This is a genomic window from Vibrio sp. Vb0667 (assembly GCF_033391095.1).
Map to the genome: position 1 here is coordinate 23,774 of NZ_JAWPOL010000007.1, position 13,189 is coordinate 36,962.

Annotated in this window: 9 protein-coding genes; 2 read left to right on the plus strand and 7 right to left on the minus strand. The window is 45.4% G+C overall.

From position 1 onward, the window contains the following. The first annotated feature begins 76 nt into the window (after positions 1-76). Entirely contained in the window at positions 77-2,485 is a 2,409-nt protein-coding gene (locus tag R8269_RS09685; protein WP_318222518.1) for a GH36-type glycosyl hydrolase domain-containing protein, read from the plus strand. A gap of 125 nt (positions 2,486-2,610) precedes the next feature. Further along, a complete protein-coding gene (locus tag R8269_RS09690) occupies positions 2,611-4,023 on the plus strand; it encodes a phosphoglucomutase/phosphomannomutase family protein (protein WP_053304116.1) in 1,413 nt (470 codons plus the stop codon). A 156-nt stretch (positions 4,024-4,179) separates the two neighbouring features. Here the strand turns inward: R8269_RS09690 and R8269_RS09695 are convergent, their stop codons facing one another. The 7 genes from R8269_RS09695 to acnB all read right to left on the minus strand — a co-directional run bounded on the left by R8269_RS09695 (position 4,180) and on the right by acnB (position 12,951). Next, positions 4,180-5,211 carry an ABC transporter ATP-binding protein gene (locus tag R8269_RS09695; RefSeq protein ID WP_005380055.1) on the minus strand — a complete coding sequence of 344 codons (1,032 nt, stop codon included), beginning with the start codon at positions 5,209-5,211 and terminating at the stop codon, positions 4,180-4,182. Beyond that, positions 5,211-6,836 (minus strand): ABC transporter permease, encoded by a 1,626-nt coding sequence (locus R8269_RS09700; protein WP_053304117.1) that lies wholly within the window; start codon positions 6,834-6,836, stop codon positions 5,211-5,213. The genes R8269_RS09695 and R8269_RS09700 overlap by 1 nt, the downstream gene beginning before the upstream one ends. Before the next feature lie 99 nt (positions 6,837-6,935). Next, on the minus strand, positions 6,936-7,949 hold the full coding sequence (locus R8269_RS09705) for a Fe(3+) ABC transporter substrate-binding protein (RefSeq protein ID WP_005386566.1): 1,014 nt from the start codon (positions 7,947-7,949) through the stop codon (positions 6,936-6,938). Positions 7,950-8,101: 152 nt separating this feature from the next. Further along, entirely contained in the window at positions 8,102-9,331 is a 1,230-nt protein-coding gene (locus R8269_RS09710) for an ammonium transporter (RefSeq protein ID WP_047102648.1), read from the minus strand. A gap of 27 nt (positions 9,332-9,358) precedes the next feature. Then, entirely contained in the window at positions 9,359-9,697 is a 339-nt protein-coding gene (locus R8269_RS09715; RefSeq protein WP_005386570.1) for a P-II family nitrogen regulator, read from the minus strand. 188 nt (positions 9,698-9,885) lie between these two features. Continuing rightward, positions 9,886-10,254, minus strand: coding sequence for a YacL family protein (locus R8269_RS09720; RefSeq protein ID WP_206954587.1), 369 nt, complete (start codon positions 10,252-10,254; stop codon positions 9,886-9,888). Positions 10,255-10,353: 99 nt separating this feature from the next. Beyond that, on the minus strand, positions 10,354-12,951 hold the full coding sequence (acnB, locus tag R8269_RS09725) for a bifunctional aconitate hydratase 2/2-methylisocitrate dehydratase (RefSeq protein ID WP_318222519.1): 2,598 nt from the start codon (positions 12,949-12,951) through the stop codon (positions 10,354-10,356). Between the last annotated feature and the right edge of the window lie 238 nt (positions 12,952-13,189).

Sequence of the window (13,189 nt, forward strand, 5' to 3'; positions counted from 1 at the left end):
TGATGTCGAAACATCACGCTTGAAGAGTTTTTAAATTTTGGCTGCTGATGCAGCTTCGTAAAAAGGAAAGACACAAATGAAATACGGCTATTTCGATAACGAGAATCGCGAATACGTCATCACTCGCCCTGACGTACCAGCACCATGGACCAACTACCTAGGTACTGAGAAGTTCTGTACGGTTATCTCGCACAACGCGGGTGGCTACTCGTTCTACAACTCTCCAGAATACAACCGTGTTACTAAATTCCGTCCAAATGCGACATTCGATCGCCCAGGACACTACGTTTACTTGCGTGATGATGAGACAGGTGATTACTGGTCAATCTCTTGGCAACCAGTTGCGAAGAGCCTAGACGAAGCAAACTACGAAGTTCGTCACGGCTTGTCTTACTCTAAGTTCAAATGTGAATACAGCGGTATTACCGCAACAAAAACTCTGTTCGTGCCAAAAGGCGAAGACGCTGAAATCTGGGATGTAGTGATTAAAAACACCTCTGACAAACCACGTACGATCAGTGCATTCTCATTTGTTGAGTTCTCATTCAGCCACATTCAATCTGATAACCAAAACCATCAGATGTCTCTGTACTCGGCAGGTACGGCTTACAACGAAGGCGTGATAGAGTACGACCTGTACTACAACACCAACGATTTCGAAGGCTTCTACTACCTAGCTTCAACATTTGCCCCAGATTCATACGACGGCCAACGTGACAGCTTCCTAGGCCTATACCGTGACGAAGCAAACCCGTTAGCGGTAGAACAAGGTAAGTGTTTCAACACAGCACAAACGTGTTACAACCACTGTGGCTCTCTGCACAAGCAATTCACTATCCAGCCGGGTGAAGAAGTTCGCTTTGCTTACATTCTCGGTATCGGTAAAGGCAATGGTGACCGTCTACGTGCTAAGTACCAAGACCTTGCAGAAGTCGACAATGCATTTGCGGGTATCAAAGCACACTGGGATGAACGCTGTGGCAAGTTCCAAGTGAAATCACCAAACGAAGGTCTAGATACCATGATCAACGCTTGGACACTGTACCAAGCAGAAACTTGTGTGGTGTGGTCTCGCTTTGCTTCATTCATCGAAGTGGGTGGTCGTACTGGTCTTGGTTACCGCGATACAGCGCAAGATGCGATCTCAGTCCCTCACGCTAACCCTGCAATGACGCGCAAACGTATCGTTGACCTACTGCGCGGCCAAGTAAAAGCGGGCTACGGTCTACACCTATTTGATCCAGATTGGTTCGATCCAGAAAAAGCTGACGTTAAACCATCGAAATCCCCAACCGTAGTTCCAACACCTTCTGATGAAGACAAAATTCACGGCATCGAAGACACTTGTTCCGATGACCATCTATGGCTAGTTCCAACCATCTGTAAGTACGTGATGGAAACCGGTGAGCACAGCTTCTTTGACGAAGTGATCCCTTACGCCGACGGTGGCGATGCAACGGTTTATGACCACATGAAAGCCGCGCTAGACTTCTCGGCTGAATACGTAGGTCAAACCGGTATCTGTAAAGGTCTGCGTGCAGACTGGAACGACTGTCTGAACCTAGGTGGTGGCGAATCTTCAATGGTGTCGTTCCTACATTTCTGGGCACTGCAGGAGTTCATCGACCTAGCGAAATACCTAGGTAAGGAAGCCGACGTTGAAAAATACACGGTGATGGCAGCAAACGTTCGTGAAGCGTGTGAAACCCACCTTTGGGATGACGAAGGCGGTTGGTATATCCGTGGTCTGACGAAGAATGGCGACAAGATCGGTACTGCGCAACAAGCGGAAGGCCGAGTACACCTAGAGTCAAACACACTTGCGGTACTTTCTGGTGCGGTATCTCAAGAGCGTGGCGAAAAAGCGATGGACGCTGTCGATGAGAACCTGTTTTCTGAATACGGCCTTCACCTAAACTCACCATCTTTTGCAACACCGAATGATGATATCGGCTTCGTAACTCGTGTTTACCAAGGCGTAAAAGAGAACGGTGCGATATTCTCGCATCCAAACCCATGGGCTTGGGTAGCTGAAGCGAAACTGGGTCGTGGTGATCGTGCAATGAAGTTCTACGATGCGCTAAACCCATACAACCAGAACGACATCATCGAAAAACGTATTGCAGAACCATACTCATACGTTCAGTTCATCATGGGTCGTGACCACCAAGACCACGGTCGTGCAAACCACCCATGGTTAACAGGTACGTCAGGCTGGGCTTACTTCGCTGTTACCAACTTTATTCTTGGTGTGCGTACAGGCTTCGATGGCCTAACTATCGATCCATGTATCCCAACGAACTGGCCTGGTTTCGAAGTGACTCGCCAATGGCTAGGAGCAACGTACAACATCAAAGTCGTTAACCCAGACTCAGTAAGCAAAGGCGTTAAGTCGATTACCGTGAACGGTGAAGCTGTAAATGGTGCATCTGTACCAGTTCAAGCGGAAGGTTCAGTAAACGAAGTTATCGTTACTCTAGGTTAATCATCTTTTGGGGGAGTCCTTCTCCCCTTTTGATTTATCCGGTGCATTTATGTTTTACAAGTGCATCGGTTCGCTAGCAAAGATTTAAGACGCGGTGGGATGCCGCTCTTATCGAGGATCGAATCATGATCAAATTTGGTACAGGCGGTTGGCGTGCATTTATTGGTGAGGAGTTCACCAAAGATAACGTACGCTTGGTTGCCCAAGCAGTTGCAAACATCACGAATAACGAATCGGTTGCTGATCGCGGTTTTGTGATTGGCTATGACCGTCGTTTTCTTTCCGATAAAGCAGGTCGTTGGTTCGCTGAAGTTCTAGCAGCAAACGGCATTATGGTTAGCTTTATCGACAAATTTGTCCCAACACCTATCGTAATGTTTAAAGCGAAAGAAATGGGCTGCGCATACTCGGCATGTATTACCGCATCACACAACCCTGCCGATTACAACGGCATTAAAGTCTTCATTGAAGGTGGTCGTGACGCAGATGAAATCATCACCCAAAAAATCGAATCACAAATAGACGCGCTCACTGCGCAAGATGTAAAAAGCGTCGACTTTGAACAAGCGGTTGAAGATAAGCTGATTGAAATCATCAATCCGATGAACGAATTCGTTGACTCAATCATCGACTTTATCGACATCGGAGCGATCAAGAAGGCGAATTTACGTGTTTTGATCGACCCAATGTTTGGTGTCGCGAAAAACGCACTGCAAACCGTATTAATCAACGGCCGCTGTGACGTTGATGTGATTAACGATGGCAAAAACCCAGACTTCGGTGGGTTAATGCCTTCGCCAAGCGCTGCAACACTCTACCGTTTGATGCACCTAGTGAAAGAGCAAGGTTACGATATTGGCATCGGTACTGATGGCGATGCGGACCGTCTTGGTATTATCGACGAAAAAGGTAACTTCATTCATCCAAATGAAGTTCTACTGCTGCTTTACTACTACCTACTTGAATACAAAGGCTGGAAAGGCTCCGTGGTACGTAACATCGCAACCACCCACCTTCTCGATAAAGTCGCCGAAGATCATGGCGAGAAATACTTTGAGGTTCCTGTAGGCTTTAAGCACATCAGCTCCCAAATGGAAGCGGATGACTCACTGATTGGCGGGGAAAGCTCTGGTGGCCTAACCATTCGCGGCCACATCAAAGGTAAAGACGGCGTATTCGCATCAAGCCTATTGGTAGAAATGATTTCAGTAACCGGCAAGAAGCTGTCTGAGTTGCTGGATGAAATCTACGGCAAGTACGGCTATGCCTACATGGCAGAAGGCGATTGCAAGTTCAAACCAGCGCAAAAAGACGTACTGTTCAACAAGATTTATGTTGAAAAGCAGTTGCCTGAGTTCGAGTTTGAAATCGAAAAAGTCAGCTATGAAGATGGTGCGAAAGTCTACTTCAAGAACGGCGGTTGGATCATCGCTCGCTTCTCTGGCACTGAGCCACTGCTACGAATTTTTGCAGAGATGCAAGATAAGGACACTGCGGAACGTGTTCTTCAACAGTTTAAAGACTTCTTGTCTTTATAACTGAACCTTGTGCCCGCTTCGAGCACTATGATGAGAGTCAACGCTGTCTGAAAAGGCGCTCATCAACAGGAGAAGAGCACTTGCCCGGCTCCACAGCCGGGCTTTTTATTGTATGTTGGGAAGTCGTAAACGAGATAGAAAAGATACTCAGGAGCGTTAAGCAAATGCCAGGACGCCTTGCGTTTCAATTTTCACCGCGACGGACTCACCTATATTTAATGCTTGCGAAGCTGTAGCTAACAAACGGTCACCATTCGCGTTAATCACATAACGGCAGTGATCACCCATAAAATGCTGTTCCAATACGGTTACCGAACTATCTTCATCGGATTGAATTTGCACATGCTGCGGTCTTAGCAGTAAAGAGCACTCCGCCTGTACTGGAATATCTTGTTGAGCCGTGGCTTCAACCACGCCCAAGTGGGTTTCATATTCTGAATTCGAAACCCGTTTAGCAGCAAGGTAACTGCCACCACCTAAGAAATCAGCGACAAATTTACTTGAAGGCTGGTAGTAAAGCTCAGATGCTGTGCCATATTGCTCGATGACTCCATTGTTCATCACTGCCATTTTATCGGCGAAAGCAAAAGCCTCTTCACGGCTATGCGTAACAAAAATGGCAGTCACACCTTGGGCCTTAAAAATCTTACGGATCTCACTTATCAACTCATGGCGAACTTGCGTATCAATATTAGAAAACGGTTCATCAAGTAACAATAAGTCTGGGCTGTAAGCTAATGAGCGAGCAATCGCAACACGCTGCTGCTGTCCACCAGACAATTGATGAGGATAACGATCGCCATAACCTTGAAGATGCACGAGTTCTAACATCTCTTGAACTTTGGCATTTTTCTCTTTTGTCGAGCACTGCTTTAAGCCAAAGGCAATGTTTTGCTCCACCGTCAAGTGAGGAAAAAGTGCGTAATCTTGGAAAATCATCCCGATATTACGCTGTTCTGGCGGCAACCAGTTTTCCCCATCATCAATTGTGACGCAATTTAGACTCATTTCGCCTGACGTTAACGGCAATAATCCCGCAACGGCCTTTAATAGTGTTGTTTTCCCACAGCCACTAGCTCCTAGCAAACAGACAATCTGCCCTTGTTCTACCTCAAGAGACAATGATTCGAGTACGGTTTGATCATCATATTGGCACGTTAGGTTTTTAATTGATAATGCACAGCTCATCAGTGATTTTGCTCCAGTGAACGGTTAACAACAACAAGCGGGATCAACCCAACAAGAACCAACAGAACCGCTGGCAAAGCGGCCAATTCTAAATGCTCATCCGAGGCGAAGTTATAAACGTATGTGGCTAGTGTTTCAAAGTTAAACGGACGAAGTAACAAAGCCGCATTAAGCTCTTTCATCGACTCGATAAACACTAATAAAGCCGCAATCAGTGCACCGCGCTTAACCAGCGGAAAGTGCACGCGCCACAGCATGACATTGGGCTTACAACCCATAGTGCGCGATGCCATATCTAACGACGGAGAAATTTTATTTAAATTACTTTCGATACTACCAATCGCCACCGCTGAAAAGCGCACAACCATGGCAAAAACCAGGGCGAACATGGAGCCAGAAAAAATAAGTCCCGGTCTTCCCCACTCCATGGCTTTAGCAACGTCGTTGACACGATGATCCATAAACAGCACAGCGACCATCACACCGATGGCTAGTACCGTTCCTGGTACTGCATAGCCCATAGAAGAAAGACGCATAAATGCCAAGCTTTCTCGTTTACCATTGACTCGATGGGTAAAGTTAACGATCAGTGCGACAGCAACACCAATAATCGCAGCAATAACAGACACAACTAAGCTATTCCATGCGTATTCACGAAACTCTGAGGTCCAACTCTGCGCAAAATAAGTGATCGCATAATCAATCAGCTGTAGTAGCGGCAAAATAAAAGCGACTGAAACCAAGCCCCAACACCAAACCAGTGCGGTCCACTTTTTCCAGCCCGTCAACTCGTAACGAAAATCTTCGTGACTGTTAAATTGGCTTTGAAAAAGCTTTTGTTTACGGCGGCTGTATCGTTCGGCACTAAGAAGCAGTACTACAATGACGAGCATCATGGCAGAAATCTTGGCTGCCGCATTAAGATTAGAGTACCCCAACCAAGTATCGTAGACCGCTGTGGTTAACGTATTCACCGCGAAGTAACTTACCGTACCAAAGTCACCGATGGTCTCCATTGCGACCAATGATAAACCTACTGCGATAGAGGGTCTTACTAACGGCATCGAGATGCGCCAAAAGCTTTCCCATGGAGAGCACTTGAGCAAACGCGCGCTTTGCAATAAAGATACATTTTGCTCCATAAACGCAGCCCGGCACAATAAATACACGTAAGGATACAACACCAAAGCCAACACAAAGGTCGCACCAGGCAACGTACGAATGTCAGGGAACCAATACTCGCCAGGTCCCCATCCGGTTACATCACGCAAAAAGATCTGAATCGGGCCTGCAAAATCAAACCAATCAGTAAAAATATAACCAATGATATAACCTGGCATTGCAAGAGGTAGCACCAATGCCCACTGCAACCATTTTTCGGTCGGCAGTTTACACATGGCCATTATCCAAGCGCTTGGAATACCAAGAATTAAGGACAGCACCATTACGCCAACAGTTAGCGCAACCGTGTTAAAAATATAAGTCGGCATGACCGTTGCCATTAAATGAGCAAACAAATCATCCGTTTCACCAATTGCGGTGTAGAAGATCGCTAAGATCGGCAAAACCAGTAGCAGAGTTATTACCCCACTACTGGTTTTCCATAAAGAGTGTTTATCTTTCATCGCCTAATTACTGCAAGGCTGTATGAAATACAAATGCTGTTGCAAATACATCTCATATCCTTTAATCAAATGGGGGTACTGTTATACCCCCACAAGGAATTAAAGGTCAAATTTCACTTCATCTAATAGCTTAATTGCCGCTTCGTGGTTGGCTGCAATATCGTCTAGAGAAAGCTTGTCTGCTTTAAAGTCACCCCAAGATTCCACAAGCTCAGAACGCTTCACGCCTTCTTTAACTGGGTACTCGTAGTTAACTTCTGCGTACATTTGCTGCGCTTTGTCACCCGTTAGGAATTCCATTAGCTTCACAGCATTGTCTTTGTTTGGAGAGTACTTAGCCATCGCCATACCAGAGATATTCACGTGAGTGCCTGTAGTCTCTTGGTTAGGGAAGTTGATGTAAACTGCATCAGCCCAAGCTTTTTGCTCTTTGTCGTTAACCATTTTACCTAGGTAGTAGCTGTTACCTAGAGAAACATCACATAGGCCTTCTTTGATCGCTTTAACTTGTGCACGATCGTTGCCTTGTGGTTTGCGAGCAAGGTTTGCTTTCACGCCTTCTAACCACTCTTTGGTTTCTGCTTCGCCATTGTGAGCAATCATTGCTGAAACTAGAGAAACGTTGTACGGGTGCTTACCGCTACGAGTACAAATTTTACCTTTGAACTCTGGCTTAGCTAAGTCTGCGTAGTTGAAATCTGCGCCTAGTTTACCTACGCGATCACGTGATGAATAAACGCTACGAGAACGTAGAGTTAGAGCAAACCACTCATTCTCTTTATCTTGGTATTGAGCAGGTACGTTTTCTTCAATGATTTTGCTATCGACTTTCTGAACTAAACCTTTGTTTGTCAGTTCAGCTAGACGGCTGATGTCTGTCGTAAGAATAACGTCAGCAGGGCTGTACTCACCTTCTTGAGCTAGCTTTTCTGCTAAGCCTTTTTTAGCAAATTTTACGTTTACTTTGATACCAGTTTCTTTAGTGAACTCATTGAACATAGGTTCAACTAGGAAAGGTTGACGGTAAGAGTAGACGTTCACTTCTTCAGCAGCCATTGCTGTTGGAGCTAGAGTAGCGCAAGTTAGTGCTGAAAGAGTTAGCAGTTTTTTCATTGTTTAATCCTTTACCATGCTAATGATAACGTTTATCAGTTGCGTTATTATATGTATGTTCAATAAGAAGACAATGACGAATATTAAAAAACCTGCTCATCGGAGCAGGTTTTATTGTGTTAAGTGTGTAACCATTTATTACAAGCTAATGATTATTTCACCGTAACAAACTCTGGGTAAGCACCAACACCACAATCATGCATGTCCATACCTTCCATTTCTTCATCTTCTGTAACGCGAATCCCAACGGTCGCTTTCAAGATTGCCCACACAACTAGGCTAGCACCAAATACCCAAGCAAAGATAACTACGGCACCTAAAAGCTGTGCACCAAACGTTGCATCACCGTTGCTCAGTGGCACTACCATTAGGCCGAAGAAACCACACACACCGTGAACTGAGATAGCACCTACTGGATCGTCAATTTTAAGTTTATCTAGAGCAATGATACTGAATACTACTAGTGCACCCGACACCGCACCAATCGCAACCGCGTACAGTGGTGATGGCGATAGAGGGTCTGCAGTGATGGCAACCAAGCCAGCTAGCGCGCCATTGAGGATCATCGTTAAATCGGCTTTACCCCAAGTAGTTTTACAAACGAATAGCGCCGCAATTGCACCAGCAGCCGCTGCTGCGTTAGTGTTTAGAAAGATCTGACCTACCGCTGTAGCATTCTCAAAATCTGAAACCATCAACTGAGAACCACCGTTAAATCCAAACCAGCCAAACCAAAGGATAAAAGTACCCAACGTTGCCAAAGGCATGTTAGAACCTGGAATCGGATAGATTTCACCATTTTTACCGTACTTACCCTTACGCGCGCCAAGCAGTAACACACCAGCAAGAGCAGCAGAAGCACCTGCCATATGTACGATACCAGACCCCGCAAAGTCACTAAATCCAGCTTCTGCTAGGAAGCCTCCACCCCATGTCCAGTAACCTTCCATTGGATAGATAAACGCAGTTAAAATCGCAGAGAAAATCAAGAAAGACCAAAGCTTCATGCGCTCAGCTACCGCACCAGAAACGACGGACATAGCAGTTGCAACGAAGACAACTTGGAAGAAGAAGTCAGACTCTAAAGAGTGGTCGGCCCCTTCACCTTGAGTACCAATTAGCGTACCAAATGAAGGTAACCAGCCTCCTTCTCCATTATCGACATACATGATGTTATAACCGACAATCAGAAACATCGTACATGCGATAGCGTACAAACAGATGTTCTTCGTAAGAATTTCTGTTGTGTTTTTAGAGCGCACAAGGCCAGCCTCTAGCATCGCAAAGCCTGCTGCCATCCACATTACCAACGCACCGGAAATGAGGAAGAAAAAGGTGTCAAGTGCGTAACGTAACTCGGTTACTGTTGTTGCTAATTCCATAATAAGTATCTCCAATCCTTTGAATTCTTAAAGTGCTTCTGCGTCCATTTCGCCAGTTCGGATACGCACCGCTTGGTTCAGATCGTAAACAAAAATTTTACCGTCGCCGATTTTTCCGGTTTGCGCAGCTTTTGTAATTGCTTCAACAACGCGATCTACATTGTCTGCGTGAGTCGCGATTTCAATTTTCACCTTTGGTAGAAAATCGACTTGATACTCTGCACCGCGGTACAATTCCGTGTGACCTTTTTGACGACCGAACCCTTTAACTTCTGATACTGTCATCCCTTCGATACCGACATCAGCCAATGCTTCTCGTACATCGTCTAATTTAAACGGCTTAATAATGGCATTGATTATTTTCATTGAGTTATCTCCGAAGCTTTCTTCCTGAAACACTTCTTATAATCCAATCTACGTGCCAAGTTTTTAAGTTATTGAATAATAAAAACTAACCTCAATTTACATATCTATAAACAAAAAGGGCGCACCATATCGGTGCGCCCTTTTCACAAATTTAAAGCAACGGCAGAGAAGTTACCCAAAATTGTGCATTAAATGTTCAAAAAGTCTTTCCACTGTTCGATAAGTGCCATGAAATCCTCTATCCCACAACTTGCTGTACTTTCTGCATTGTAGAAGTCGAACTCACTTTCCATCTCGACATCATATTCATGGGCTAATGCGTTTTCTTGTACAAGAACTTCGTCGCCCTGAATCATCAAGCTAATTTCCGTGCCTGTTAGGTTATGCTCCTGAGAAGGCACTGAAAATGACCGCTCAATTAGCTTTTCAACCTGTGCAATCTTCATCGGATCTTTGCCAATTTCTTCTTGCAACCAGCGCCCTACAATCTCATGTCCCATGCTACATTTTACGTAGTACTCGCCCATCAACGTGTTACGAATGAATTCAAATTCCACCGAGATTGCCTATTTCGTATCAATTTGGTGCGAGTATAGCGAATTGCTCCCATAAAAAAAGCACCTCATGTGAGGTGCTTTTGAATTGTGCATTTCTGATTATGCCGGTTCTTGGAAGATCACTTCGTCCGCTTTCTTGGTGTATTGATCCATTTTATGGAAGTTCAAGTAGCGGTACGTATCCGTTGCCGTAGCGTCGATTTGCTTCGCGTATTCTAGGTATTCTTCTTTGGTTGGAATTTTACCTAGGATTGCACCTACTGCAGCTAGCTCAGCTGACGATAGGTAAACATTCGCACCAGTACCCAGACGGTTCGGGAAGTTACGCGTTGAAGTCGACATTACTGTTGATTTATCTGCAACACGCGCTTGGTTACCCATACAAAGTGAACACCCTGGCGTTTCAATACGCACCCCTGCACGTCCGAAGATACCGTAGTAGCCTTCTTCAATCAGTTGGTCTTGATCCATCTTTGTTGGTGGCGCTACCCAAAGGCGCGTCGCTAACTGGCCATTGAACTTATCAAGCAATTTACCTGCTGCGCGGAAGTGACCGATGTTCGTCATACAAGAACCGATGAACACTTCATCAATCGCTGTGCCTTGTACTTCAGACAACAAACGAGCGTCATCTGGGTCATTCGGTGCACATAGTACTGGCTCATTGATTTCAGCCATATCGATTTCAATCACATGTGCGTATTCAGCGTCTTTATCTGCTTGCATCAGCTCAGGGTTTGCTAGCCACTCTTGCATTGCAGTAATGCGGCGCTCGATAGTACGGCGATCACCGTAACCTTCAGAGATCATCCACTTCAGCATCACGATGTTAGAGTTTAAGTACTCTTCGATCGACTCTTGAGACAGTTTTACAGTACAACCTGCCGCCGAACGCTCTGCAGATGCATCAGAAAGCTCAAATGCTTGCTCAACCGTTAGCGTCTCTAAGCCTTCAATCTCAAGGATACGGCCAGAAAATTCGTTGATCTTGCCCGCTTTTTCTACCGTTAGTAAACCTTGCTGAATCGCGTAGTAAGGGATGGCATGAACAAGATCACGCAGTGTAATACCCGGTTGCATTTCACCTTTAAAACGAACCAAGATTGACTCTGGCATGTCTAGCGGCATAACGCCTGTCGCAGCTGCAAAGGCAACCAAGCCCGAGCCAGCTGGGAATGAAATACCCAGAGGGAAACGAGTATGTGAGTCACCACCCGTACCAACAGTATCCGGCAGTAGCATACGGTTTAGCCATGAGTGGATAATACCGTCACCAGGACGAAGAGATACACCACCGCGGTTCATAATAAAGTCCGGAAGTGTATGGTGAGTGTTAACGTCTACTGGTTTTGGATAAGCCGATGTGTGACAGAAAGACTGCATGACAAGATCAGCAGAGAAGCCGAGACACGCCAAGTCTTTAAGTTCATCACGAGTCATAGGGCCAGTAGTATCTTGCGAACCTACTGTCGTCATTTTCGGCTCACAGTAGGTTCCAGGACGGATGCCTTCTACGCCACATGCTTTACCAACCATTTTCTGTGCAAGCGTGTAGCCTTTACCAGAATCTGCGATTTCACCAGGTTTGCGGAATACGTCCGAAGGCTCAAGACCTAGAGACTGGCGCGCTTTGTCTGTCAAACCACGACCGATGATCAATGGGATACGACCACCAGCACGAACTTCATCAATCAGTACTTCTGTTTTTAGCGAGAACTCAGCTAGAACCTCACCAGTTTCGTGGTTGCAAACTTTACCTTCATATGGGTAAACATCGATAACATCGCCCATGTTGAGCTTAGTTACGTCAACTTCGATTGGTAGTGCGCCAGCATCTTCCATTGTGTTAAAGAAGATAGGGGCAATTTTGCCACCAAGCACATACCCACCAGCTCGTTTGTTTGGAACGTAAGGGATATCATCACCCATAAACCAAAGCACTGAGTTGGTTGCCGATTTACGTGAAGAGCCAGTACCAACAACATCACCAACGTAAACCAATTGATGACCTTTTTCTTTTAACTCTTCAATTTGCTTGATCGGGCCAATAGTACCCGGTTGATCAGGGTTTATTCCTTCACGCTCGTTTTTAAGCATCGCCAGTGCGTGTACTGGGATATCAGGGCGAGACCAAGCGTCAGGTGCAGGTGAAAGGTCATCCGTGTTCGTTTCACCTGTTACTTTAAATACGGTTAGAGTGACTTTTTCTTCAAGCTTAGGCTTAGAAAGGAACCACTCAGCATCAGCCCATGATTGAAGTACTTTCTGTGCATGCGCATTGCCTGCTTTCGCTTTCTCTTCTACGTCATAGAAAGCATCAAACATCAGCAGCGTATGAGACAGCGCTTTTACTGCGATCTCTGCCAGTGCTTCATCATCCAATAGCTCAACTAGCGGTTCGATGTTGTAACCACCTTGCATAGTGCCTAGCAGTTCAGCCGCTTTTTCACGACTCACTAATGGTGATTTAACTTCACCTTTTGCTACTGCTGTTAGGAAACCCGCTTTTACATAAGCAGCTTCATCAACACCTGGAGGGATACGGTTTTCAAGTAGGTCAAGAATGACTTTTTCTTCACCTTGCGGGGGATTTTTCAGAAGTTCTACAAGTCCAGCAACTTGTTCTGCGTCTAGCGGTTTAGGAACAACTCCTTCAGCAGCACGCTCTTCGACGTGTTTACGGTAGGCTTCAAGCACGACTTTTTCCTCTCATTGCGGTTCCTCCTCTATTATTACTATTGTTAAAGTAAAGGAGTGAACATCCTTGGAAACTTGGCTCTCCATTGCCCTTGTTTTCATTCAATTATGATTGAGAAACAGCGCCGTAGAGGCCAAACTGTGGGCAAAATAATAGCAAATTTAACCTTAAATTAAAATCTTATCATTTTGACCAACATAGCAACTTACGACTAAAGTTCTGCTAATTTTGACCAAA

Coding starts and splice junctions, on each gene's coding strand:
- R8269_RS09685 (WP_318222518.1), top strand. CDS start 77: ATGAAATACGGCTATTTCGATAACGAGAATCGCGAATACGTCATCACT.
- R8269_RS09690 (WP_053304116.1), top strand. CDS start 2,611: ATGATCAAATTTGGTACAGGCGGTTGGCGTGCATTTATTGGTGAGGAG.
- R8269_RS09695 (WP_005380055.1), bottom strand. CDS start 5,211: ATGAGCTGTGCATTATCAATTAAAAACCTAACGTGCCAATATGATGAT.
- R8269_RS09700 (WP_053304117.1), bottom strand. CDS start 6,836: ATGAAAGATAAACACTCTTTATGGAAAACCAGTAGTGGGGTAATAACT.
- R8269_RS09705 (WP_005386566.1), bottom strand. CDS start 7,949: ATGAAAAAACTGCTAACTCTTTCAGCACTAACTTGCGCTACTCTAGCT.
- R8269_RS09710 (WP_047102648.1), bottom strand. CDS start 9,331: ATGGAATTAGCAACAACAGTAACCGAGTTACGTTACGCACTTGACACC.
- R8269_RS09715 (WP_005386570.1), bottom strand. CDS start 9,697: ATGAAAATAATCAATGCCATTATTAAGCCGTTTAAATTAGACGATGTA.